This window comes from Oceanimonas baumannii, from assembly GCF_002245495.1.
GTDB lineage: Bacteria > Pseudomonadota > Gammaproteobacteria > Enterobacterales > Aeromonadaceae > Oceanimonas > Oceanimonas baumannii.
The window spans coordinates 23,415-48,030 of sequence record NZ_NQJF01000003.1 but is presented as its reverse complement, the minus strand read 5'-3'; the positions used below and the strand labels follow the sequence as shown (position 1 = coordinate 48,030).

24 protein-coding genes are annotated in these 24,616 nt (G+C 55.1%); 19 read left to right on the top strand and 5 right to left on the bottom strand.

Translation table 11 applies throughout. The annotated features are described in order from the left end of the window. Window positions 1-102 precede the first annotated feature (102 nt). The 9 genes from pilM (at window position 103) to B6S09_RS04065 (ending at window position 8,500) form a co-directional block, all read left to right on the top strand. A complete protein-coding gene (pilM, locus tag B6S09_RS04105; RefSeq protein ID WP_208321675.1) occupies window positions 103-1,161 on the top strand; it encodes a type IV pilus assembly protein PilM in 1,059 nt (352 codons plus the stop codon). Then, window positions 1,149-1,703 carry a PilN domain-containing protein gene (locus B6S09_RS04100; protein ID WP_094277240.1) on the top strand — a complete coding sequence of 185 codons (555 nt, stop codon included), beginning with the start codon at window positions 1,149-1,151 and terminating at the stop codon, window positions 1,701-1,703. The genes pilM and B6S09_RS04100 overlap by 13 nt, the downstream gene beginning before the upstream one ends. Next, window positions 1,700-2,290: a type IV pilus inner membrane component PilO gene (locus B6S09_RS04095; RefSeq protein WP_094277239.1), complete on the top strand. Its 591-nt coding sequence runs from the start codon at window positions 1,700-1,702 to the stop codon at window positions 2,288-2,290. The genes B6S09_RS04100 and B6S09_RS04095 overlap by 4 nt, the downstream gene beginning before the upstream one ends. Then, the gene (locus B6S09_RS04090; protein ID WP_094277238.1) at window positions 2,287-2,799 is read left to right on the top strand and encodes a pilus assembly protein PilP; all 513 of its coding nucleotides are present in this window, start codon (window positions 2,287-2,289) and stop codon (window positions 2,797-2,799) included. Before B6S09_RS04095 ends, B6S09_RS04090 begins: the two co-directional genes overlap by 4 nt. A 40-nt stretch (window positions 2,800-2,839) precedes the next feature. Beyond that, window positions 2,840-4,504 carry a type IV pilus secretin PilQ gene (locus tag B6S09_RS04085; protein WP_243832779.1) on the top strand — a complete coding sequence of 555 codons (1,665 nt, stop codon included), beginning with the start codon at window positions 2,840-2,842 and terminating at the stop codon, window positions 4,502-4,504. A 158-nt stretch (window positions 4,505-4,662) separates the two neighbouring features. After that, window positions 4,663-5,181 carry a shikimate kinase AroK gene (aroK, locus tag B6S09_RS04080; protein ID WP_094277237.1) on the top strand — a complete coding sequence of 173 codons (519 nt, stop codon included), beginning with the start codon at window positions 4,663-4,665 and terminating at the stop codon, window positions 5,179-5,181. 15 nt (window positions 5,182-5,196) lie between these two features. Next, window positions 5,197-6,264: a 3-dehydroquinate synthase gene (aroB, locus tag B6S09_RS04075; RefSeq protein ID WP_094277236.1), complete on the top strand. Its 1,068-nt coding sequence runs from the start codon at window positions 5,197-5,199 to the stop codon at window positions 6,262-6,264. 9 nt (window positions 6,265-6,273) lie between these two features. Beyond that, entirely contained in the window at window positions 6,274-7,620 is a 1,347-nt protein-coding gene (locus B6S09_RS04070) for an SPOR domain-containing protein (protein ID WP_094277235.1), read from the top strand. 61 nt (window positions 7,621-7,681) lie between these two features. Further along, window positions 7,682-8,500 carry a Dam family site-specific DNA-(adenine-N6)-methyltransferase gene (locus tag B6S09_RS04065; RefSeq protein WP_094277234.1) on the top strand — a complete coding sequence of 273 codons (819 nt, stop codon included), beginning with the start codon at window positions 7,682-7,684 and terminating at the stop codon, window positions 8,498-8,500. Window positions 8,501-8,509: 9 nt separating this feature from the next. On the opposite strand, the gene B6S09_RS04060 is transcribed toward B6S09_RS04065, so the two are convergent. Continuing rightward, on the bottom strand, window positions 8,510-8,686 hold the full coding sequence (locus B6S09_RS04060; RefSeq protein ID WP_094277233.1) for a DUF2970 domain-containing protein: 177 nt from the start codon (window positions 8,684-8,686) through the stop codon (window positions 8,510-8,512). A 193-nt stretch (window positions 8,687-8,879) separates the two neighbouring features. On the opposite strand from B6S09_RS04060, the gene rpe reads away from it, so the two are divergent. The 4 genes from rpe (at window position 8,880) to B6S09_RS04040 (ending at window position 11,562) form a co-directional block, all read left to right on the top strand. After that, entirely contained in the window at window positions 8,880-9,554 is a 675-nt protein-coding gene (rpe, locus tag B6S09_RS04055; protein WP_094277232.1) for a ribulose-phosphate 3-epimerase, read from the top strand. Further along, window positions 9,547-10,215 carry a phosphoglycolate phosphatase gene (locus tag B6S09_RS04050; protein ID WP_094277231.1) on the top strand — a complete coding sequence of 223 codons (669 nt, stop codon included), beginning with the start codon at window positions 9,547-9,549 and terminating at the stop codon, window positions 10,213-10,215. Before rpe ends, B6S09_RS04050 begins: the two co-directional genes overlap by 8 nt. A gap of 23 nt (window positions 10,216-10,238) precedes the next feature. Further along, the gene (trpS, locus tag B6S09_RS04045; protein WP_094277230.1) at window positions 10,239-11,246 is read left to right on the top strand and encodes a tryptophan--tRNA ligase; all 1,008 of its coding nucleotides are present in this window, start codon (window positions 10,239-10,241) and stop codon (window positions 11,244-11,246) included. 103 nt (window positions 11,247-11,349) lie between these two features. Continuing rightward, a complete protein-coding gene (locus B6S09_RS04040) occupies window positions 11,350-11,562 on the top strand; it encodes a hypothetical protein (protein ID WP_094277229.1) in 213 nt (70 codons plus the stop codon). 90 nt (window positions 11,563-11,652) lie between these two features. Here B6S09_RS04040 and B6S09_RS04035 read toward each other — a convergent pair whose 3' ends face one another. Genes B6S09_RS04035 through B6S09_RS04025 form a run of 3 tightly spaced genes read right to left on the bottom strand, consistent with a single transcriptional unit; the run spans window position 11,653 to window position 14,965 of the window. After that, window positions 11,653-12,183 (bottom strand): TadE/TadG family type IV pilus assembly protein, encoded by a 531-nt coding sequence (locus tag B6S09_RS04035; protein WP_094277228.1) that lies wholly within the window; start codon window positions 12,181-12,183, stop codon window positions 11,653-11,655. Beyond that, on the bottom strand, window positions 12,183-14,462 hold the full coding sequence (locus B6S09_RS04030; protein ID WP_094277227.1) for a pilus assembly protein TadG-related protein: 2,280 nt from the start codon (window positions 14,460-14,462) through the stop codon (window positions 12,183-12,185). The genes B6S09_RS04035 and B6S09_RS04030 overlap by 1 nt, the downstream gene beginning before the upstream one ends. A gap of 11 nt (window positions 14,463-14,473) precedes the next feature. Next, window positions 14,474-14,965 (bottom strand): TadE family protein, encoded by a 492-nt coding sequence (locus tag B6S09_RS04025; RefSeq protein WP_134113959.1) that lies wholly within the window; start codon window positions 14,963-14,965, stop codon window positions 14,474-14,476. 231 nt (window positions 14,966-15,196) lie between these two features. On the opposite strand from B6S09_RS04025, the gene B6S09_RS04020 reads away from it, so the two are divergent. Both B6S09_RS04020 and B6S09_RS04015 read left to right on the top strand, forming a co-directional pair. Continuing rightward, window positions 15,197-17,449: a hypothetical protein gene (locus tag B6S09_RS04020; RefSeq protein ID WP_141201985.1), complete on the top strand. Its 2,253-nt coding sequence runs from the start codon at window positions 15,197-15,199 to the stop codon at window positions 17,447-17,449. A 359-nt stretch (window positions 17,450-17,808) separates the two neighbouring features. Continuing rightward, window positions 17,809-19,356: a ShlB/FhaC/HecB family hemolysin secretion/activation protein gene (locus B6S09_RS04015; RefSeq protein ID WP_166670267.1), complete on the top strand. Its 1,548-nt coding sequence runs from the start codon at window positions 17,809-17,811 to the stop codon at window positions 19,354-19,356. A gap of 51 nt (window positions 19,357-19,407) precedes the next feature. Here B6S09_RS04015 and B6S09_RS04010 read toward each other — a convergent pair whose 3' ends face one another. Then, window positions 19,408-19,629 carry a Flp family type IVb pilin gene (locus tag B6S09_RS04010; RefSeq protein ID WP_094277223.1) on the bottom strand — a complete coding sequence of 74 codons (222 nt, stop codon included), beginning with the start codon at window positions 19,627-19,629 and terminating at the stop codon, window positions 19,408-19,410. A 321-nt stretch (window positions 19,630-19,950) separates the two neighbouring features. Between B6S09_RS04010 and cpaB the strand changes: the two genes are divergently transcribed. From cpaB to B6S09_RS03990, 4 genes are read left to right on the top strand one after another with little or no spacing between them, the layout of a single operon-like run. Then, entirely contained in the window at window positions 19,951-20,928 is a 978-nt protein-coding gene (gene cpaB, locus B6S09_RS04005; RefSeq protein WP_094277222.1) for a Flp pilus assembly protein CpaB, read from the top strand. 14 nt (window positions 20,929-20,942) lie between these two features. After that, complete coding sequence (locus B6S09_RS04000) at window positions 20,943-22,184, top strand: type II and III secretion system protein family protein (RefSeq protein WP_094277221.1); 1,242 nt, start codon at window positions 20,943-20,945, stop codon at window positions 22,182-22,184. Window positions 22,185-22,193: 9 nt separating this feature from the next. Continuing rightward, window positions 22,194-23,360, top strand: coding sequence for a CpaE/TadZ family protein (locus B6S09_RS03995; RefSeq protein WP_094277220.1), 1,167 nt, complete (start codon window positions 22,194-22,196; stop codon window positions 23,358-23,360). Then, complete coding sequence (locus B6S09_RS03990) at window positions 23,357-24,613, top strand: TadA family conjugal transfer-associated ATPase (RefSeq protein ID WP_094277219.1); 1,257 nt, start codon at window positions 23,357-23,359, stop codon at window positions 24,611-24,613. The genes B6S09_RS03995 and B6S09_RS03990 overlap by 4 nt, the downstream gene beginning before the upstream one ends. Window positions 24,614-24,616 lie beyond the last annotated feature (3 nt).

The window sequence follows — 24,616 nt, the reverse complement described above, 5'->3', positions numbered from 1 at the left end:
ATTATGTTCGAGCGCTTTTGGCTATATTTAGCCAAAAGTAAAAATTACTTTCGGGTCCGTCTAAGCTTACAGATACCAATAAAAACAAGGGTATGGATACTCATGTTCAGCCTGTTCGGAATGCGGGATACTCAGTGGGTAGTCGGGGTGGACTTTGGCACCGCCAACCTGAAGGCGGTGGTGCTGAAAGGGCTGCCGGAACGGATGCAGCTGGCTGCCATGGCCATTATACCCACCCCGGCGCAGAGCATTGCCGACCATCAGTTACAGGATGTTCCTGCGGTCGGGGAAGCGCTTAAACGCCTGCGTCGTGAGCTGGGTACGGGTATCGGCAACGTCGCCACGGCGGTCACCGGCAGCAATGTTACCAGCAAAATTATCGCGCTCCCCCGGGGACTGGCAGAAGATGAGCTGGAAAATCTGATTATGCTTGAAGCCGGTCAGCACATTCCTTTCCCGCTGGAAGAAATCAGTCTCGATTTTGAGCGTCTCGGACCCAACCTGCAGCGTCCGGATCGTGAAAACATACTGCTCAGTGCCGCCCGCACCGAAAGCATTTCCACCCGCGTGTCCGCCTTGCAGCTGGCTGGCTGGAATACCGTGGTGGTGGATATTGGTATCCATGCGCTGGCACGGGCCGCTCAGGCGCTGCTGGTGACGGAGTTACCCGGCATTCAGCGGCTGGCATTGGCCGATATTGGTGCTGAATGTCTGAGCTTTGGGGTACTGGAGCATGGCGAGATTATTCACAGCCGGCTACAGAATTTTGGTGGAGCCCACTTTACCCGCGAACTCAGTCAGCTGACCGCCATGCCGGAAGGGCAGGCCGAAACCGTAAAACTTGAGCACACGTTACCGCCGGCCTTGCGTGAAGAAGCCGAACAGCAGCACATTACCAGCGTGTTACAGCATCTGCGCCGGAATTTGCAGATCTTTCAGAGTGGTACCGGCACCCAGCCGCCTCAGGCATTGTTTCTCAGTGGCGGCGGCAGTCAGCTGTTACAGCTGGCACCGGTACTGGAGCAGGAGCTGTCCATTCCGGTACTGAAGCCCCGTTTTGAACGACTGCTGGGCGGGGAAGAGAATGATTATCCCGGTGCGGCGGCCTGCACCACCGCGCTGGGACTGGCATTGAGGAGCTTTAAGCCATGTCCAGTATAAACCTGCTGCCCTGGCGGGAAGGACGTAAAGCCCGGCAGAAAAGGCGTTTTTTTACTCAACTGGCCATTGCCGCCGCCATGACGCTGGTCGTCATACTGCTGGTCAACGTTCGGATTGGTCAGCTCACTGCCCTGCAGCAGGAACGTAACCGTTTTCTGCAAATGGAAATTATCAGGCTGGATCAGGCGCTGGGGGAGATCAGTACCATTCGCTATCAGCGGGATCAGTTGCTGGATCGTGTCCGGCTGATCGATCAGCTTCAACACCGACGTACTTTTTCGATCCGCCTGTTTAATCAGATGCCTGGTCTGGTGCCACCCGGTGTTTATCTCAGCTCGCTGAACGTGACTCGCAACCGTATTGAACTGGCCGGAAAAACCGAGGCGTATCCGCGTGTGGCCTCCATGCTGCGTAGTATGGAGGCCAGTCGCTGGCTGACCGAGCCCCGGCTGTCCTCTATTTATGTAACCGATGCCGGCCCCGTTGAGCTCAGTCAGTTCTCCATGAGCGTGAACGTTGCCCCGGAAGGAGAGGAACCATGAACTGGCAGGAGCTGAACCTGAGTGAGCTGGATATTGAACATATCGGCCAGTGGCCGGGACCGGTCAGAGCATTCACCATCGTGCTCGCCTGCCTGTTACTGGCAGGGGCAGGGTGGCAGTTTATGCTCAGCAGCAGCCAGGCTCAGCTGGAACAGGCCCGGGCGCAGGAAGGTAACCTGAAAAGGATGTTTGAAACCAAGTCCGCACAGGCTGCGGCCTTGCCGGCGTATGAAAAGCAGCTGAACGCCCTGCAGGCACGGCTGGAAAATGAACTGCGTAAACTGCCCAGTCAGCTGGAAGTGGCCGGACTGCTGGACGATATCAGTTTTATTGCCACCGGCAACGGGCTGCGTATTGAGCGCATTAACTGGGAAACCGAGCAGCCGGGGCCATTTTCTACCGAGCTGCCCATGCGCATTATTGTCAGTGGCAACTATCATCAGTTGGGGCGCTTTGTGGCCGATGTGGCTGCCTTACCGCGTATTGTCATCCTCGACAGTTTCAGCCTCAGTCAGAAGGGTAACGAACAGCTCAGTATGAGCATGCTGGCCAAAACCTATAAATATAACGGGCAGGAGGTGCAATGAGAGGGATGTGGCTGCTGCTGTTACTGACTGTCAGTGCCTGCAGCGAGCAGGAGGATTTGCGGCAATATGTGGTTGAAGTACGTTCCCGTCCGGCAACGGTACCCGAGCCCATTCCGACGGTCAGCAGCTATTTTCCTGAGCCTTATGCGCCTGTCAGCCAGCGCAGCCCTTTCGTTGCACCCCGTCCGGAAGGTATCACCAGCCAGACAGAAGATCCCAGAAAGTGTGCCCGGCCCGATGCCGGACGTGACAAGCACCCTCTGGAGCGTTATTCGCTGGAGAGCCTGTCCATGCGGGGAACGTTGCAGAATGCCGGCATTATCAGAGCCCTGATATCGACTCCCGATGGTGCAACACATCCGGTTAAAACCGGAGACCGGCTCGGTTTCAATCAGGGTGAAATAACCGCCATTACTCGTGAGCAGGTTTCACTGACAGAATACGTGCCTGACGGCCGGGGCTGCTGGATACGCCGCGAAACTGCCTTGTCGCTGGTGAGCAGTCAATAATGAGAAAAATCTGAGAATAATTCAGCAGGGAGTGCGTTTTATGGAAAACACCAACGCCCGCCGGCCGGCGACATGGATTACTGCCATGTTGCTCTGGCTGATATCGCAGCCAGCGCTGGCCATTACCCTGGAAGCCGTCCGGGTGAGCCCGATGACGTCCCATCAGCTGATGCTGGAAATGGTGTTTGATCTGCCTCCCGTGGTGATTGAACGACGGATGGAGGAGCCTGCCGGCTTGATCCTGCGTTTGCCCGGTGCCAGTTCGGTGCTTGAAGATCACCATATTCCCATTGAGCGGCAAGGTATTCCTGCCGTTGATATTCGCCGCTTCAATGACGCACTGGAAGTCATTGTTCCCATGCCGCACCAGTTGCCTCGCCGGGTACAGAAAGAAGGGAAGGTACTTCGGGTATTGCTGGGCTCTGCGGTGAATGCGGCCGCTGCAACAGAACCGCCGCCAGTCAGGGCACCGGTAACTGCCAGGGTAACAGAACACCGCCGCCATCACGGAAGTAAACCCATTTCCATGAATTTTCAGGATATTCCGGTACGAACAGCCCTGCAGCTGATTGCCGATTTTAACGGTTTTAATCTGGTAACCACCGACTCGGTACAGGGCAGCCTGACCCTGCGACTGGAACAGGTGCCCTGGGATCAGGCACTGGACACCATTTTGCAGGTGCGGGGCCTGGATAAGCGGATTAATGGCAATATTCTGCTGGTGGCACCGGCGGCAGAGCTGGCCCTGCAGGAGCAAAAAAAGCTGGAAAGCCGTCAGGCGAGAGAAGTGCTGGCCCCACTAGAAACTGAGTTTTTGCAGGTTAACTATGCCCGGGCCGCCGATGTGGTGGCGTTGCTTACCAACGAGAATACCCGACTGCTGTCGGAACGGGGTGCTATTGCCGTAGACGACAGAACCAACATGCTGGTTATCAGGGAAACCCGGGAAAATATTGATAATGTTCACCGTATGCTGGCGCTGCTCGACATACCCATCAAGCAGGTGGTGATTGAAGCACGCATGGTCACCATTAATGAAGGGCTGGAAGAGGAGCTGGGCATTAACTGGGAATACCGCAATGACACCCGTGGCCAGCACAATCAGACCGACGGTAATTTTAATGTTAATCTGCCCCTGGCCAGTGAGGGGGGATCCATTGGCCTGCAAATTGCCAAACTGTCCGGCGATGCCATTCTCGATCTCGAACTGGCCGCACTGGAGCGGGAAAACCGGGCTGAAATTATTGCCAGCCCCAGGGTGACCACCTCCAGCCAGAAACCGGCGGTTATCCAGCAAGGGGTGCAAATTCCTTACAGTACCGTCAGTGACAGCGGCACCAATGTGGAATTTGCCGAGGCCTTTTTGAGCCTTAATGTCACCCCGCAAATCACCCCCGATCAACGGGTGGTACTTGATCTGGTCGTTACTCAGGACAGCGTGGGAGAGTTTATTCCTCAGGCAGACGGCTCTCAGGTACCCTCCATCAATGCCCAGTCGGTCACCACTCAGGTATTGGTGAACGATGGTGAAACCCTGGTACTTGGTGGGATTTATCAGCAGGATATGTTGCGCCGGGTCAGCAAGGTCCCGGTGCTGGGAGATATTCCGGTGGTCGGACACTTGTTTAAAAGTACATCCGACACCAATCGTAAGCGGGAATTGATTATCTTCGTTACCCCCCGTATCGTGCACGATAACATTTGAGGATTTACGGCCGGATTCAAGCTCCGGCTGTCTGCTCCTTGCCAGTTGCCGGCGCAGTTGCGATAATCCGGCGTCCAGTTTCAGAAAATCAAGGTTAGGTTCATCGTCGACCCCGCGGTGTTCGTGGGGCGCATTTGTTTGTGAGAATTTCGTGCAACATGGCTGAAAAACGCAATATCTTCCTAGTGGGGCCCATGGGTGCGGGCAAGAGCACCATCGGCAAATACCTGGCGCAGCAACTGCACATGGAGTTTTATGACTCCGATCAGGAAATCGAGCGCCGCACCGGTGCCGATATCAGCTGGGTGTTTGATGTAGAAGGCGAAGAAGGTTTTCGTCAACGCGAAGAAAAGGTTATCAATGAGCTGAGCGAGATGCAGGGCATCGTGCTGGCCACCGGCGGTGGCTCGGTGAAAAGCCGTGAAAGCCGCAACCGGCTGTCGGCCCGGGGGATAGTGGTCTACCTGGAAACAACGGTAGAAAAACAGCTCGCCCGGGTGCAAAAAGACAAGCGCCGTCCGCTGCTGCAAACCGAAGAGCAGCCCCGAGAGGTGCTGGAGCGCCTGGCCACTGAGCGTAATGAGCTTTATCAGGAAGTGGCCGATTATGTGGTGCGCACCGATGAGCAAAGCGCCAAGCTGGTAGCCAACCAGATTGTTGAACTTATCGGCCTGTAAACCCGGAGAAGCTCCATGGAAAGGTTAACCGTCAACCTGGGAGAGCGCAGCTATCCCATTCATATTGCCAGCGGCCTGATGGCCGGCAGTGCCCTGCTTAAGGGCGCTGTTAAGGGCAAAAAAGTGCTGGTCATCACCAACGAGGTCGTGGCACCGCTCTATCTTGAGCCGCTGCTGGCTGCGTTGGCTCCCCTTGAGACAGAGAGTCTGGTGTTGCCCGATGGCGAGCAGTTTAAAAGCCTGGACACCTTTAATCAGGTGATGGGAAAACTGCTGGAAAGCGGTCACGGCCGCGATACCACGCTGGTCGCTCTGGGTGGGGGAGTTATCGGTGATCTCACCGGTTTTGCTGCTGCCTGCTATCAGCGAGGAGTCCCCTTTATTCAGGTGCCTACCACGCTGCTGGCACAGGTTGACTCTTCCGTCGGGGGCAAAACCGCGGTTAACCATCCTCTCGGTAAAAACATGATAGGGGCTTTCTATCAGCCAGAACTGGTGCTGATCGATACCGACTGTCTGAACACCTTGCCGGAGCGGGAGTTTGCGGCCGGCCTGGCCGAAGTGATCAAGTACGGCATTATCTGGGATGCGGACTTTTTTCACTGGCTTGAACAGAATCTGACGCGCTTGCAACAGCTGGATACGCAGGCGTTGTCTTACGCCATTCGCCGCTGCTGTGAAATCAAGGCCGATATGGTGGCCTGTGATGAACGGGAGCATGGCGTGCGTGCGCTGTTGAATCTGGGGCATACCTTTGGCCATGCCATTGAGGCGGAAATGGGTTACGGCAACTGGCTGCACGGTGAGGCGGTGGCCGCCGGTACCATGCAGGCCTGTCATACAGCCCGTCTGCGCGGTGACATGAGCGAGGCTGAGGTGGCCAGAGTACAGGCGCTGCTGGAGCAAGCGCGGCTGCCGGTAACGGGGCCGGAGCAAATGACCCTTAAACACTATCTGCCGCACATGATGCGGGATAAAAAAGTACTGGCCGGTCAGCTCAGGCTGGTCTTGCCTCAGGGCATAGGCCGGGCACAGGTGGTCAGTGATGTCACCGAAGCCCAGCTGGCACAAGTGCTGGACTAAGGCAGCAGAGTGGCGGCCGGCACTATCGTTACCCTCTCTTCACAACAGCAGTTGCTTGAGCGGCTGCTGCATCTTGCACGGCTTGACCATGAGCTGGCGCTGGTGTCCGGCCCCAAAGGCGCGGGCAAATCTACGCTGGCCGGTTTGCTGGCGCAACAAAGTGATCTGCTGACACCGGTCGTGCTGGATGCCCGTCTGATCACCAGTCAGACCGTGTTTCGTGAAGCATTGCTGGAGCAATGGTTCCCCGGAGCGGTATTCGATGCCGACGACCTGCTGGTCGATTCGGTTACCCGTTTGCAGCCTGCAGCGGCGGGCAAGCGCCTGCTGGTGGTGGATAATGCGCAATGGCTGACGGATCCGCAACTGCAGGAGCTGGCCAGCATGAGTCTGGCGCTGCTGCCCGAGCAGCGTCCTTTTATGGTGCTGCTGGGGTTGCCGTCCTGGGCCAGTGGGGTACGCAGTCTGTTGCAAACACAGCAGATGCCGGTGCTTGAGCTTGAAGTTCCCGAGCTGAGCGAAGAAGATAAAGTGCAGTTATGCACCCTCTGCGATATAGCTCCGGCAGATGACCTGCTTGCCGGGCTGCGTTATCCCGGGGATCTTACGAGCGGCACGGAGGTAAGCATGAAAACACCAGAATACCGTCAGTGGCTGGAGCAGAAACCCGTTAAAATTTTGCTGACAGGCCTTATTCTGATCGGGCTTGGCATTGTTATCGCTCTGCTGGTCGGTAAGGATACGCCGCCGGCACAGGTTTCTCAGCCATTTCAGGCTGAGCCCTTGCCTGCCGAACCGGCACCGGCTTTGACCCTGCCTGCCGAACCGGCACAGCCGTCGGCCGGCAGCGAGACCAAGGCCGGATCTCTGGTCAGTGACTGGCCGGTTGAGCCTCTTCCCGAATCCCCTACGGTTTCACCTCAGGTGGTGGCATCGCCCGATGACAGCAGTAAAGAGCGGGTGGTGATCGACGATGAAGTCGTCAGCCAGCTGATGCAACGTAAAACGGTAACGGCAGTGAAAGAGCAGGTTGCCAGTAAGCCGCAAAATACGCAGCCGAAAACGACAGACACCAGGATGGCACTGTCGAAAAAAGAGGCCGGGCACTACACCTTGCAATTGATGGCCAGTCGTGATCAGGGCGCGCTTAATCAACTGGTTTCCCGTCACCGGCTGTCACCGGCCTGGGTGTATTCACGCACGCTTAATGGCCAGCCCTGGTATGTGCTGGTACATGGCGACTTTGCTTCAGCGGAGCAGGCCAGAGCGGCGATTGGTTCGTTGCCGGCAGAGCTGCGTGCTGCCAAGCCCTGGCCCAAGCCTTTTGGTCAGGTGCAAAAAGAGGCCACCCCATAGTCATGACACCCTCATGGGGTTACAATGCGCGCCCTTTATTTGCGTCCCGGGTCCGGTAAGCATGGCAACACTCACGAAAACCCGCGCCTTTCTTAAATGGGCCGGCGGAAAATACGGGCTGGTGGAAAACATCAACCGCTGTCTGCCCGAAGCGGGCACCCTGGTTGAACCCTTTGTGGGTGCCGGTTCAGTATTTCTGAACTCCAATTTCGATGCCTATGTGCTGGCGGATATTAACGCTGATTTAATCAACCTTTATCAACTGCTGAAAACACAGCCCGATGCTTTTGTGCGAGAGGCGGCGGGGTTGTTTGTGCCTGCCAATAACGACAAAACTGCCTATTACGGCCTGCGTAATGAGTTTAATCAGGAGCAGGAAAGCGGGCGGCGGGCACTGCTGTTCTTGTATCTGAACCGCCATGGCTATAACGGTCTATGCCGCTACAACCGTAAAGGGGGCTTTAATGTGCCTTTTGGATCCTACAAAAAGCCCTATTTCCCCGAAAAAGAACTGTGGTTTTTTGCGGAAAAAGCGCAAAAGGCGACTTTCATCTGTCAGGGCTACGATCAGGTGTTTGCCAACGCGACATCCGATCAGGTGTTTTACTGTGATCCGCCTTACGCGCCGCTGTCCAGTACCGCCAGTTTCACTACTTATGCCGCCAATGGCTTTACTCTGGATGACCAGGCCATTCTCGCACGGCTGGCCCGCGAAACCGCCGCCCGGGGAGTCCCTGTGCTGATCAGTAACCACGACATTCCGCTTACCCGGGAGCTTTACCGGGATGCCAGCCTGGATGTTGTATCGGTAAAGCGCACCATCAGCCGCCATGGCCACAACCGCCAGAAGGTTAACGAACTGCTGGCGTTGTTCCGCTGACATCCTGGTTTACCGCAGCACCCATTTCACCACGGCCAGCAGCATCAGCACAAACAAGGTAATAAACACCACTCCCAGCGTGATGTAAGGCCATGGGCTGCCGGAAAACTGCATGCGCCGGTGTTGTTCCGACTGCACGCCGAAAAGTGCTGCCAGCACTGCCTGTAATCTGTGCTTCCAGTTCATGGTTCACTCCTGATCCCCTTTGGGGGAGCTGTAAGCCGTAAGTGTAGGCCGTAAGCTGTCAGTTAAACCTCTTACCTTCAGGCACAGCGTTGTATCTTCAGAATATTAGTCTTTTCTTATGGCTTACAGCCGATAGCTTACAGCCCGTCAAAGGGGTAGAATTGGAACGTTTTTTGCGCTCAAGGGAACCCCGATGAAAGACTTTTTAATTGCACCTTCCATTCTGTCGGCCGATTTTGCCCGTTTGGGTGACGATGTTGCCCGGGTACTGGAAGCCGGTGCGGATGTGGTGCATTTCGATGTGATGGACAACCACTATGTACCTAATCTCACCATTGGCCCCATGGTATGCAAGGCGCTGCGTGACTACGGTATCACTGCCCCTATCGATGTCCATCTGATGGTCAAGCCGGTAGACAGCCTGGTTCCTGACTTTGCCAAAGCCGGTGCCTCCATCATTACCTTTCATCCGGAAGCATCCGAGCACATCGACCGCACCCTGGGCCTTATTCGTGAACAGGGTTGTCAGGCCGGTCTGGTATTCAACCCGGCAACACCGCTCAGCTATCTCGATTACGTCATGGATAAAGTCGACGTGATCCTGCTAATGTCGGTGAACCCCGGCTTTGGCGGCCAGTCCTTTATTCCGGGTACGCTCGACAAGCTGCGTGAAGCCCGCCGGCGCATTGATGAAAGTGGTCGTGATATTCGTCTGGAAATTGATGGCGGTGTTAAACCGGGTAATATCCGGGAAATTGCCGCAGCCGGTGCCGATATGTTTGTGGCCGGCTCGGCGATTTTCAGCCAGCCTGACTATAAAGCGGTGATTGACGACATGCGCCGTGAACTGGCCGCTGCTCATGGCTGACTTTGATCTTGTTCAGTTTGACCTCGACGGCACCTTAATCGACAGCGTGCCTCAGCTGGCCGATGCCATCAGCGCCATGCTGAGCAAGCTCGGACTCGCCACTCAGTCTGTTAATGCCGTGCGCGGTTGGGTTGGCAATGGTGCCGATATGCTGGTGCAGCGGGCGTTGACCGCTGCTTTGGGGCAGGCTCCCGATGCAGCACTGCAGCAACAGGCCCGCAGCATGTTTGATGAGGCCTACGCCAACCATGCCGATGGGTCACTGGTATTTTATCCCGGCGTGCTCAGCACCCTTGAGCAAGTGCGTGCGTCGGGTATGCGCATGGCGCTGGTAACCAACAAGCCCTATCGTTTTGTGCCAGGTATTCTGGCGGCCGCTGGACTTGGCAGTCATTTTGAACTGGTACTGGGCGGTGACAGCCTGGCCGAAAAGAAGCCCAGCCCGGCTCCCTTGCTGCATGTGTGCCGGCAGCTTGATATCAGTCCGGCCCGCAGCCTGATGGTAGGCGACTCCGAAAATGACGTGCTGGCCGCCAAGGCCGCAGGCATGGCCGTTGCCGGGCTGACCTACGGCTACAATTATGGCCGCTCCATTGCCGACAGCCAGCCCGACTGGGTGCTGGATGACTTTGCCGGTCTGGCTTCAATACTTAAGCTTTAACCAAATACACCACAAGGAATCACATGGCTAAATCCGTCGTATTCAGCGGTGCCCAGCCTTCGGGCCAGCTGACCATTGGCAACTATATGGGCGCCCTGCGCCAGTGGGTAAAAATGCAGCAGGACTACGACTGCCTGTATTGCATCGTGGACATGCACGCCATTACCGTGCGTCAGGATCCGCAAGCTCTGCGTGCGGCCTGTCTGGATGCTGCCGCGCTTTATCTGGCCATAGGCCTCAAGCCAGAGCAAAGTACCATTTTTATTCAGTCACATGTGCCCGAGCACGCCGAGCTGGCATGGGTGCTTAACTGTTATACCCAGTTTGGCGAACTGTCGCGGATGACGCAGTTCAAAGACAAGTCCAGTCGTTATGCCGAAAATATTAATGCCGGTCTGTTTACCTATCCGGCATTAATGGCGGCCGATATTCTGTTGTATCAGGCCAATCAGGTGCCGGTAGGTAACGATCAGAAGCAGCATCTGGAGCTGACCCGGGATGTTGCGTATCGCTTTAACCAGCTTTACGGTGATGTCTTTACCGTACCTGAGCCTTTTATTCCCGAAGACGGTGCTCGCATTATGAGTTTGCAGGAGCCCACCAAAAAAATGTCGAAGTCGGACGACAACGCCAATAACTTTATCGGCCTGCTGGAAGATCCCAAAAAGATTGCCAAAAAGCTGAAGCGTGCGGTAACCGACTCGGAAGATCCGCCCCGGGTATGCTATGACCCCGAGAACAAGCCGGGGGTGTCCAACCTGCTGACCCTGATGTCCGGTGCCAGTGGCCGCTCTGTGGCCGAACTGGAGCAGCATTTTGAAGACAAGATGTATGGTCATCTGAAAACCGAAACGGCCGATGCAGTGCTCGACATGCTGACGCCTATTCAGCAGCGCTTTCATGAACTGCGTGAAGATGAAACCGAACTGCGCAGGGTATTAACGCTGGGTGCCGATAAAGCCCGCGAAAAAGCGGTGAAAACCCTCGACCGCGTGTATGATGCTGTTGGCTTTGTGCCGCGAGCTCGCTGAGCCAGATGTTCCCGCGCCGGGCGCGGGAACTATTTATTGTTTTTAATCGTCTTACTGTCAGGCTTCGGCCATTTATTTTCTTCCTGTTGGAATCCATTCATTAATGAACGAACACACGGCTCCAGAGCAGCAACTGAAAGACAAGATGTATTGGCTGCGTAAATTTCGTATGGCCAAAAATGACAAGACCCTGGAACGTATGGTGTCCCGGGCCATCGATGAATATCACAATAAAACGCAAATCGCCGCCGCCATCTATCTGGCTGAATGCCAGCGCGAGCGTGAACTTATGCTGGGGCGCTATCTCGATAGCTGATCCTTTCGGGGAGTGGTAAGTTTTTCAAATAATTACCCAAACGGCAGGTGTAACAGCAGGCCTGAAAGCAGCCTGCTTGTTTTCAACGTCTTATAACCGGGTAATATTTTCGCCTTTTAATACCACGTCTCCCTGTTCATTTTTGGGCAGGGTAGGGATACTGATGCCGGCCAGCTCGATATGGGGAATAATGGCCCGGCTGCTTTCAGGCCCTTGCGGGTTATAAACGCGTTGCAGACAGACATGCAGCAGACGCTCGTCATCATCCTCCGCATAGTGTCCGAACACCGGATTGCCTTCATGGGATGGCAAAGGTTGCCAGGTGTGGCCACTGTCCGGGGCCGGGCAGTTGCCCGTACGCCAGCCTGCGGGTAACCAGCTATTATTAATCGCGTTAGTGACCTGCCGGCTGAGCAAAGCGGGGTAGTTGGCAGCGGCGGGATCTACCCGCAATACCTCCCGGCCGGCTTGTGTACTGATATGGCGAAAGCTGATCTCCAGTAATATCGGCAGGCTGTAAGCCACAATGCCAAACAACAGGCTGAAAAACAGCACAAACAGAGCGGCAAACTCAATGGCCACTGCGCCCTTCTGACGCGTTTGGGATGCATGCAGTTTCATCAGTTCACCAGTCGCGGCGCACCGCAGTTCAGTTCTTGCAGATGCAGATCCGAGCGGCCGAGTTCAAGTCCGAGCACATCCGCCAGCAGAGTATCCAGCAGCGCACCCACACCATTCAGAATAGGTTTAAGCAATGCCAGTACCGGCTTCAGTAATATGCAGAGCAAGCCACCATTTGTGCAGGTAAAGGTATCGGACTGCAGATCCAGAAGGCCGTCGGCATCGCTGCCGGAAGAAAGATCAATGCCACCGGGTTTGGTTTGCAATAACCGGGTCAGGTTATGGTCCACACACTGGTTCCAGCTTAGCAATGAGCTTAGTAATCCAGCGCAAGACCAGTAACCATTGCCCAAAGTTGGAATACCGATCACATCGAGCAACCCATAGGGTTTTGATGTGTAAGCTTTAAAGGCTTCACTAAAGGTACCATCTTCCCATGTGGAAGGATGAGAGGCTCCAACAAGCCAGGTGCCTGGTATACTCTTTTCCAGAAACCAGTCTTCATTAGCCAGTGGTGGTACCAGCGGCTCACCGGTTTCCGGGTCTTTTTCTGCACTGCCATTCAGTACCAGGTCGGTGACATTATTTACGTTATAAAAGCCATTTACCTTGGTAGCCTCAAGGTACTGGGTAGCCAGTTCAGCGATCTGCTGATCTTGGTCTGCTCCAAGATAGTCAAGATCTGAATCTTCCACCAGCTGGGGCGGGCGGAATACACCTGCCAGCAAGTCCAGCAGGCCAAGCACAATATTTTCCACGGTATTACCCAAGGCCAGCGGATTGGGTGAAGTAGAATAAATATCTCCTTCGGCCAGCGGCTCGGTCTCTTCAATATAGGAAAGCCCTTCAATATGAGTTTTACCTGATAGCTTGATGAAGTGGGCTATCTTGACTAGTGGATCTGTAGTTTGCAGATTGTCTTCACAGCGGGCAGAGCCGGACCAGCGATTGGCTGCCGGCATCTCGCCAATGCAGGTATTCAGCACGCTTGAATTGACTTCAAAGGTGGCGGTGGGCGGGGTTTCGGTGCACTGGGCCGAAATAAACTCGGCCTGGGCTGTGGTGACATCAACGGTCAGCGGGAGGTGTACCCGCAGCCCCAGCACAGTGTCTGTTAACCAGCTTAAAGCGCCCCCCAACAACTTATTACTGTCAATATCCACATACAGACGAACCTGGGCATTATAGGCTTTGGTGCCCACCGGCCCCACGGCAATGGTGGGTGGCTCTACAATGCCCAGCTGCACTTTGGCCAGACCAAGGACGTTCAGTTCAGGAATCTCCAGGGCTCGCTCACTGGTACCAATCAGAATGCTGGTGCCCAGCAAGTCGCCCAGATTAACGCCAGCATCCAGTGCTGGCCCGAGGGTGCCATCGGGGGCGGAGGCCAGGGTAATCAGTCCCGGCATATCTTCGGTGCCGAACAGCGACAGCTGCACATCTTTTAACAGGGGGTTACTGAGAATTTCCAGTCGCAGGGCCTCAAGCTCTGCTTTCAGTACATTGTCGGAAATCACTTCCAGAGAGACATCAATCAGCCTGTCGATGCCAAGTAACCCTACCTGAGTATCCACCAGATCCACCAGCCCCTGTGGTGACAGGGCTTTCAGTTCGTAAATGGAGGCTTCAATGCCCAGTGCCTTTAACAGGCCGGAAGGAGTAATGCTGGCATCGGCAAGTCCATTGGAGTTCAGCACGGTTAACCTGTCTGCATCCACACCAACCACTTTAAGTAGCTGGCCCAGTAATTTGCTGTTATCCAGCCGCAGCAATTCTGCTCCGAGGGTAAAGGTTGCGGTAGGGGCTCCGCCTTCGCGTTCGGCCACGGCGGTGGCCTTCAGGGTAATTTCGTTTTTATCCGACAGGCCCAGCATCTTGCCGGCACGGAACACCAGGCTGGCGGGCACGGTTTCGGTCGCAAATGCCTCCACGGCATGGCCACTGGCATCGGCAACCGGTGTTCTCAGGCCGTCGTTAATATCGATTCTGACACACTGGGTGGCTATCGACTGGCTGTCTTGTGCCAGAAAGCCATTGCGAGTGGCATTTTCCTGAGCATAGGTTTGTACGGTATCGGGAGCATCGGCGCAGCGGCCGCTGTTCAGGCGGGCAATACTTTCCAGGGCGGCGGTGTCGGCCAGTTTTTGCAGCTTGCGTTGTTCCATATACAGCCGGCCGGTGTCCATCACCAGCATAGTACAGCCCAGTGTCAGCAGCAGCGTGCCGGCGGCAAGAATACTGAAGGCACCACGCTGCCTGAATGCAGTTAGTCTGTTCATGGGTTCCTCGGCTATCGGATACGCAGGCTGGCTTCGCCTTTTATTTCATCGGGCAGCTGAGGAATTTCAAACCCCAGCAAGGAGATTACCGGCATAATGGCTGTCGGCTTGGCATGACGAACACAGGCTTTCCACTCGCTGCCATCAGCAGACACACTCAGCACATTGTCACCGTAGCCTTCACAGCGATACGTCCATTTTTCCGGCAGCCAGGAGTCGGCAATAATTTTTTGTGACAGCGTTTCAGCCTCGATGAGAATGTTATCAATCTTGTCATCAGCAGTATCGGCACGGTAAAGGTATATATCTGAAGTGCTTACTGATTTACGTAAAACCTCGGCAGAAAGTTGTTGATAGGCTGCGCCGAGAATAAGTGGAATGGCGTAACTTATTATTCCGTAAAAAAGGCTGAATATCAGCATAAAGACGATAGCCATTTCTATGCTGGCAGCGCCTTTAACCTTGCGGTGGCAAGGAATATGGGATAAATATCTATTTTTCATTGTTATACGGCCCGTAACTCCCGTGAGTCGTCATTATAGCCTCCCTTTAAACGTTAAGCTAATGAATATAAAGGGTTTACTATGTGACTAATACTAATTCGAGCGTTGCCGTACTTTACTCTCCCACCTTTAATAACGCTAAGTTTATGGGCTTTTAAATGCTGTGTTTACCAGGTCGGTTCGCAGGGTTGAAAGGCTGAATAATATTTTATGGTTCCCGGGAGTCTGAGTATGAAAGCGTTCAATCACGAATTTAAAACAAGGAAGTGTGCAACGGCACTCGCGTTACTGTTGGCACTGTCCGGCGCATCAGGTTGTGCCGGTAACACCAGTACTGAGCTTGCCAGCAATAATCCGGGAACCTCTCAGCCCGACGGCGGCGACAACGGCGGCGGTGATAACGGCGGCGGTGATAACGGCGGCGGTGATAACGGCGGCGGTGATAACGGCGGCGGTGATAACGGCGGCGGTGATAACGGCGGCGGTGATAACGGCGGCGGTGATAACGGCGGCGGTGATAACGGCGGCGGCGACAACGGCGGCGGCGACAACGGCGGCGGCGACAACGGCGGCGGTGATAACGGCGGCGGCGACAACGGCGGCGGTGATAACGGCGGCGGTGATAACGGCGGCGGCGACAACGGCGGCGGCGACAACGGCGGCGGTGACAACGGCGGCGGTGACAACGGCACCATTGCTAACGGTGGTGTGATCAGTGATGTACAGGATGCGGTAGGCGGTGTGACCGACGGAAGTGTGCTGGATCCGGCTTCAGACCTGGTGAATAACCTGGTAGACGGTGAAACCGGTGTGTTGTCTCCGATCACCGGCATTGTTGATGGCCTCACCAATTCTGATGGAGTGCTGTCTCCGGTAGGTGATTTAACCAATGGTCTGCTGGGTCCCGACGGTACCCTGTCACCCGTGGTTGGCCTTGTTAACGATACGCTTACTGCAGGCACTGTCGGCACCGGAACCGTGACTGATGTACAGGGCGTGGTTTCTCAGATCACCGGAGATGGCAGCCTGTCTTCGGTCAACGATCTGGTTAATAACCTGGCCGGCCCTGAGGATGGCCTGCTGTCCCCGGTCACCGGCACCCTGGACAGAATTACCGGCACCGGCGGTGTGCTTGAGCCAGTAGGTGATCTGACCAATGGTCTGCTGGGCGACAATGGTGCTTTGTCACCGGTCACCGGCATTGTTAACGACTTACTGAATGAGCCGGCACTGTCTCCGGTCACGGATCTGGCCGGTGGTCTGGTCGGTGGTCTGAATGACACCGTTAACGGGCTGACCAACGAGCTTGCCTCCGGTGATATCGGTACTGGCACCATTAATGATGTGCAGGGCACCGTATCCACCCTGACTGGTGGCACCGCGTTAAGCCCGGTGAATGATCTGGCCAATGGTCTGGTCAGCCCGACCGATGGCCTGCTGGCACCGATTACTTCTGTAGTTGAAGGTCTCACCGGTACCGGGGGCAGCCTGGAAGTGGTTGGTACTGTGACTGATGGTCTGATTGGTGAGCAGGGTGCGCTGACTCCCGTAGTGGGTGGTGTGAATGACCTGCTGGGTGGCGTGCTTGGCGACGGTGAAAATGGTGGTCTGCTGGGTGGCGGTAGCCTGTTGGGCGGCGGCGAAGGCGGCGGTCTGCTGGGTGGCGGTGAAAACGGCGGCCTGGTAGGCACCGTAACCGGTACCGTAGATGGTCTGACCGGTGGCCTGCTGGGCGGCGGCGAAGGCGGCGGTCTGCTGGGTGGCGGTGAAAACGGCGGCCTGGTAGGCACCGTAACCGGTACCGTAGATGGTCTGACCGGCGGCCTGCTGGGCGGCGGCGAAGGCGGCGGTCTGTTGGGTGGCGGTGAAAACGGCGGCCTGGTCGGCACCGTAACCGGTACCGTAGATGGTCTGACCGGCGGCCTGCTGGGCGGCGGCGAAGGCGGCGGTCTGTTGGGTGGCGGTGAAAACGGCGGCCTGGTAGGCACCGTGACCGGTACCGTAGATGGTCTGACCGGCGGCCTGCTGGGCGGCGGCGAAGGTGGTGGTCTGCTGGGTGGCGGTGAAAACGGCGGCCTGGTCGGCACCGTGACCGGCACCGTAGATGGCCTGACCGGCGGCCTGCTTGGCGGCGGCGAAGGCGGCGGTCTGCTGGGTGGTGGTGAAAACGGCGGCCTGGTCGGCACCGTAACCGGTACCGTAGATGGTCTGACCGGCGGCCTGCTGGGCGGCGGCGAAGGCGGCGGTCTGTTGGGTGGCGGTGAAAACGGCGGCCTGATAGGCACCGTGACCGGCACCGTAGATGGCCTGACCGGTGGTCTGCTGGGCGGCGGCGAAGGCGGTGGCCTGGTCGGAGGCAGTGAAGGCGGCTTGGTAGGCACCGTTACCGGCACCGTAGATGGTCTGACCGGCGGCCTGCTGGGTGGCACCGAAGACAAGCCGGGCCTGCTGGGTGGTTTGCTTGGTGGCAAGAAAAGCAACTAATTAATTAATGTCATATTTAAAATGTGCTCCAGCATGCTGGAGCACATTTTTTTGTTTTAAATAAAGTAATCTACCGTCAATAAGAACAAATGTGTTCTTGAAAAAAAAGCATGGCAGCTCAATAATATAGCCAATTTTTATTATCAGGAGCCCATGCTCCAGGAGACTGCCAGATGGGAGCGATTTCCCGCTTTGTAATCCCTGTTGCAGGTTTTTTGCCTTTTTTTTCGGCCGTGGCCGAAACGCCTGCATATTTGAACAGTAATAACGTAGATAATGCGCTTCCTGCCCAGGTTATGCCCGAAAAGGAGTACTCTCCGGCCGGGGCGGAGACATCTCTTCCTGAGCAGCAGCAGAGCATGCAGTTTCCGGCGAACACCGTGATCCAGCTGAACAATGTGCTGATTGAAGGGGGCAGTGTTTACCCGTTCAATGAAGTTGCCTCTCCTTTCTCTGAGCTGATTGGTCAGCAGGTATCTCTCAAACAGCTGATCGATATCACCAACCGCATCACCCAGCGCTATAAAGATGATGGCTATGCCCTGTCATATGCGTTTATTCCTGCGCAAAACCTGAGCTTCGGCCAGGTCAGAATTATTCTGGTGGAAGGCTATGTGGCCGATCTCGATATCCGTGGCGATATTGGCAATGCATCGGAGCGTATTCGTAAGTTCGCTGAAAATATCGTCAATGAAAAGCCGCTGCGGCAGGAAACCTTTGACCGCTACACGGCGCTGATGGCCCGCATTCCCGGCGTTAAGGTAAAGGCTTCCGTACCACGGCCTACCACCACCGACGGTGCTGTTACGCTGATCACCGAAGCGACCCGTAAAAGCATGGCGGTCAGTTCAGCGCTTGAGCTGAACGATGGTGATGATGCCAAACTGCTGGTATCTGCCGAGTTCAATGCCAACACATCCGCCGGTGAACAGGTAAAAGTCACCACCATGTTGCCGCCGGGCGATGACAAAGAGCGCTATGCCAAAGTGGATTACAGCCAGTTTGTCGGTGACAACGGTACCCGGCTGGTTGCCTCTGCGTCCGCCTACCGCAGTGAAAAAGAAGACAAGGTCCGCCTGGGCTCGGTCAATACCAGCAACGGTCCGGCCAATGTGCTGTCTCAGGAAGAGCGCAGTAACGATCGTATTTCTGTGGGCTTCAGCCATCCGATAAAGCTGTCTAACACTGAGTCACTGACGGCCACTGCCCGTGTATATGGGGTAGACGATGAACGTGATTACCAGGTAGAGCAACCCACCGCGCTTGCCGGCAGAGAAGCCAAGATTACCAACAAGGTACGGGCGCTGGCGCTGGAAGGTGAATGGAAGCAGGCGAAACAGGATCAGCTGCGCATTGTCAGCGGCGGTCTGTATCAGGGCCTGGATGTATTTGGTGCCGAGAGCAGTATTACCACCCTGGGCGGTAACAGCGTCGATTATAAAGAAACGGATTTTCTGCGTTTGCGTCTGGCGGGCGTGCAAAGCAATATTTTTGCCGATCGCTGGCACAGCATCTTATCGGGCGCGGCTTACTGGTCGGCCGATGCCCTGCCCGACAGTGAGCGAGCCACCTTTGGCGGCCGCAGTTTTGGCCGGGGTTATCCTTCTGATCAGGCCGAAGGCGATAAAGGCTGGGGACTGGCCTACGAGCTGGGCTACCGGTTCTACCCCGAGCTGTCATGGATGCGTCTGGTCAAGCCTTATGGTGCCATCGACACGGCCCGGGCTTCTTATAATAACAATGGTGGGCCGGATACCGATCTGGGCTCGTATGCCATTGGTGTGCAGTTCAGTGATCAGCGCCACTATAACTTCAGTATTGAAGCGGCCAAGCCGTTTGGCGATTCGGCGGTGGACAGTCAGGACAGAGATCCGCGTTTTCGTCTGAATGCCAGTTATAATCTGTAATAAAAAAGCCCTCGAAAGAGGGCTTTTTAGTTTTATATTCTATGTTATTTATTAACCACCAGCAGCGCCAGTAGCAGTATCAAGCTCTGTTCCGATGGTTTCAAAGAAAGTTACCAGTCTGTCACCAACATCACCAACGGCAGCAATAATGCCTACCGCAATCAGGCCGGCAATAATACCGTATTCAATGGCAGAGGCACCGTCTTCTTTTTGAACAAGGTCGGCGGCTTTCAGTTTGCAGTATACATAGGCTTTCAGGAGAGTGTTGTTCATATCCGTGCTCCAGATTCTTGTCATGGGTATCGCTTAAATATACAACCAACCTACATTAGAGGAAATATATATAAAGTATTAGTCACTTTTATATGGTGCCGTTTTTGTTGTTCGGGACTAGTGTTGCGGTACACTTTAGTCACGGTTTTTGTTTTCATATGAAATATCAATGTAGGCAGGGAATCCTTATTTCACCAGTAGCTGTGATAACTTTTTTGTTTTAAGATTGGTTCCATAAAAGTCCTGTCTGATAACTAACTGATAAATGACGATTTACATCCACCGGCGATGTACCGACTGGCTGGAGTACGGAGAGCACACATGAACAGTCGATTAACACTTGGCCTGGCCGGGTTGTTGTTAACCGGTGCCATTGTTGCCGGTTACAAGGGCATGCAGCTGAGCAACCAGCTTGATCAGGAGGCAGCTGCAAATACCCTGCCTGCGCCACCCTCGGCACCGGTCACGGAATCTCCGGTTTCTAAGACACCGGTTTCTGCCGTAGAGCGAGTGACTAACTGGCAAGACGAAGAACAGCGCACACCTGTGCTGGTGCTGGCCAAGCCGTTGGCCCCCTTTGAAAAAATTACCAGTGAGCACCTGGCCACCGAACAGCTGAAAATCGCGCCTCCCGGATCATTTAAAACCGAGGAAAGTGTGCTTGACCGGCATGTCTGGCAGCATTTGCCGGCAGGCACCGTGCTTAATGCCTCCGTCTTTAAAGCCGGTGGCCCGCTGGCCCAGTTAATCGGAAAAAACGAGCGTGCCTTGGCCATTGCGATTGATGAGGTCAGTGGCGGTGGTGGCTTTATTCAGCCCGGTGACTATGTTGATGTATTGCTCTATCTTCGTAAAAACGAAACTAATAGTGATCAAACCGCTCAGGTTGTCGTGCCTGCTCTGCGGGTACTCAGCTTTGGTGAAGAAGTATCGGTCGGGCCCAATGGGCAGTCTGTGCAGTTTTCTGACGAAGAAGACGAAAAAAGCGCTTCCTCACGCCGTCGTCCGGCACAAAATGCTGTGCTGGCTGTTCCGGCACCACTGACTACTCGCTTTATGCTGGCGGCGCAGGTGGGAACACTTCAGCTTGCGGTGCGCAGTGCCGATGAACAAAGACTGGCGGACTACTTTCAGCATGGCCTGAAAGACAGCGAGCTTAAAGAAATTGAACGGCAGCTGTTCCAGTTTGAAAAGCTGGCAATCAAACAGGCGAAAAAGGCAGCTCAGCCAGGCCTGGTAAAGCGGGTTGCCAGCATTCCTGTTTATCACGGTCCTGACGTTTCCCGTCAAACGCCTTAATGCAAGAGCAGACTATGAAAAAGTATCATAAAACCATTTCATTACCATCAGCGATAATCACCACGCTGCTGTCACTGGCATTTTCTGCTCAGGCCCATTCCCGGGGGTGTTCTCCCATGCCGGCACTGGATGAAGTGCTGGAGCTGGATCAGGGCTCGCAGCATGCCCTGTTGATTGATGCGCCTGTTACCCGTCTGGCCATTGGGGATCCGCAAATCGCGGATCTGAAACTCACCGGTCGCGACAGCATTTTGCTGACCGGTATGGGGGCTGGCACTACCAGTCTGAATATCTGGACACGCTGTGCTTCAGCCCCGATCCAGAGTCAGGTGCTGGTAAAGGGCACAGCCACTCAGGCCATCAGCCCGGCTCAGCCGCAAACCGATGCCGCCGTGCCCAGCCAGGTACAAACCGATATTCGCTTTGTTGAAGTGAACCGTACCAAGCTGAAAGACGTGGGGATTTCACTGTTTGGCAAGCGTGGCAGCTTTTTGTTCGGCGCTCCCGGCAATACCACTGGCAGTGTCGGGCTGGGGGGGCTGGTACCTTCCGGTAACAATACGCCGGTGCCGCTGACAGGTGATGGTTTTAATATCGCCTGGGGCGGCGGCACCAAAGAGGTTCTGGGCGTTCTGAATGCGCTGGAAAACAGCAACTTTGCTTACACCCTGGCGACCCCCAGCCTGGTTTCCCTCAATGGTAAAAGTGCCAGCTTTCTGGCCGGTGGCGAATTTCCGGTGCCGGTACCCAGTTCTGACGGCAGTTCCATTTCCATTGAATATAAAGAGTTTGGGGTGCGCTTAAGTTTGACTCCTACCGTGGTAGATGGCTCCCGTATACTGCTGAAAGTGGCACCCGAAGTCAGTGAGCTCAACTTTAATACCGGTGTTTCCATTGCCGGCACCACAGTACCCTCACTGAATGTACGCCGTACCGATACCAGCGTGGCACTGGCCAGTGGCGAAAGTTTTGTGATAAGCGGGCTGATGAGCGCCAGAAACTATGCCGATGTGGATAAACTGCCCGGCCTGGGCGATTTGCCGGTGCTGGGCGGATTCTTCCGTTCGTCGCGTATTTCCAGAGAAGAAAAAGAGCTGCTGATGATTGTTACTCCTCACCTTGTGCAACCGCTGGCTGCTGAAGCTCAGTTGCCTGAGCTGCCGGGCGAACAGTATCGACATTATGATCCCAACGCATTTGAACTGCTGTTTCTGGAAAACGGTGACTTCGAAATGCAAAGCGGACTGTCCCGGTAGGAGGAAATCATGGAACAGACCTTTATTGTTTACTCCTCCAATGAGCAGGATATCGACTGGTTACGCAATGCGCTGATTCCCCATCAGGTGCTGGTGGCGGATAAAAGTGCGGGTGAAATACTGTCGTTATGTGATGCGACCGGCGCGTCGGTTATTTTTGTGGGGATGGATACACATGACATGACCCGCCAATGTAACCTGATCGAATCGCTGCTGGCGGCACGGCCCTTGCTTACAGTGGTAGGCATGGGAGACGGGCTGGAAAATGAGCTCATCATTAATGCCATGCGGGCCGGAGCGCGGGACTTTATTGTCTATGGTATGCGCAGTAATGAAGTGATGGGACTGGTGCACCGGCTAAGCCAGCGTACACCAGCGGTGCCTGCCAGGCCGGTTAAAAAGAATGCCACGCTGATTTACGGAGCGCAGTCCTCACCGGATGCTGCTCTGGCCAGTGTGATGCTGGCGACCGGTCTGCAGCAGCAGGGCAAACAGGTGCTGCTGATTGACCTTGGTAGCCCTGTTGGAGAAGCGCAGGAAACTCTGGGGCTTGAGCCGGGCTTCAGTTTTCAGGACGCCTTGCGCAACTTGAAGCGGCTCGACAGCAACCTGATTGAAAGTGCCTTCAACCGGCACCAGAGCGGCCTTTGCCTGCTGACCGGCATGCACGGCGATCCCGAATTTCACCAGATCAGCTCAACAGACCACTACTTGCTGCAGGCGGCGCTTAATCAGCATTTTGATCATGTGGTGATTAATCTCACTGGTCAGCAAGACAGTGAGCAGTTGCGCAGTCTGGCCGGAATGTGCTCACAAATTTACTGGTATACCGATCAGAGTATGTCCTGCTGCAAGCGTAATCTGGCGGTACTCAAGCACTGGCGTGACATGGGCGTCCGGCTTGAACATGCCGGTCTGCTGATTGATCACTATATCTCTCAGGTGGCACCCGACAAGCAGGCGATGGCCAGTACCTTTGAGCTGCCACTTATCGCGGCCATTGCCACCGATCCGGTTAACCGCCTCAAGGTGAAAAATGCCGGGCTGTCTCAGAAAGGCGGAGCCGCGGGTAATCTGAGCAGAGCCTACCGGCCTCTGATGAGCCAAACCCTGAAAAGCACCCCTCAAGCCACAGAAAAAAGCTGGCTTAAACGAGTGACGGAGGCCTTTTCATGAGCTCTGAATCACGTTTTGGTGAACGCAGAAAATCAGCGGACAACCAGCTTTTTAAAGGTGCATTGCACAAATATATTATTGATGCGCTGGAAGAGCACGATGAAAATCTGCTGGAAAGCGGCCGTCATCAGTTACGCCGGTTCGTGGATGCCCGGGTGTCCGAATATGCCAGAAGCCGGCACCTTCCCATTTCAAGGTATGAACAGGATCAGCTGAGTGAAGAGCTGGTTGATGAGCTGATTGGCTTCGGGCCACTTGAAATGCTGCTGAAAGATCCGGACGTTACCGAAATTCTGGTTAACGGGCCCAATCGTATTTTTATTGAACGCCGGGGTACGTTGCACCGCAGCGAACTGCGTTTTATTGATAATGCGCATCTTATCAGGGTTATACAGCGCATTCTGGCACCGGTAGGACGCCGGCTGGATGAATCATCCCCCATGGTTGACGCCCGTATGCCCGACGGCAGCCGGATTAATGCGGTGATCCCGCCTGTTGCCATCGATGGTCCGGCGCTTTCTGTGCGGAAATTCCGGCAAGATATGCTTAAAAGCAGCGACCTTCTGGCCGCGGGCTCGCTGGATGAGCACATACTGACCTTTCTTCATGAGGCAGTTGCCAGCCGCTGTAATATTCTGGTCAGTGGGGGTACCGGCACAGGTAAAACTACCATGCTCAACCTGCTTAGCCAGCATATATCTGAAGCAGAGCGCATTGTTACCATAGAAGATACTGCCGAATTGCAGCTCAAGCATGACCATGTGGTCCGGCTTGAAACCCGGCCACCGAATACTGACGGCTATGGTGAAGTGGCTGCCCGGGATCTGGTACGAAATGCCCTGCGTATGCGCCCCGATCGTATTTTGCTGGGTGAAATTCGTGGTGTGGAAGTGTTGGATGTCCTGACTGCCATGAATACCGGCCACGATGGTTCCATGACCACGGTGCATGCCAATAATGCACAGGATGCCCTGCTCAGGCTGGAAAGCCTGGTGGGCATGTCCGGGGTTCAGGTCGCAGAGCGGACCCTCAGGCAAACCGTGTGTTCGGCTGTCGATCTGGTGGTCCAGCTGGTGCGGCTGTCGGATGGTCGTCGTTGCGTCAGTGAGATACTGGAGGTTATTTCACTGCGTGACGATCAGTATGTTACCAACACGCTGTTCCGGTTGCAGACTAAAGGTGCTCATCGTTTTGTCCGGGAGTCAGGCAATCCCGGCTGTGAGAAATTACAGCATTTAAAAGCTGGCAGATAGTGC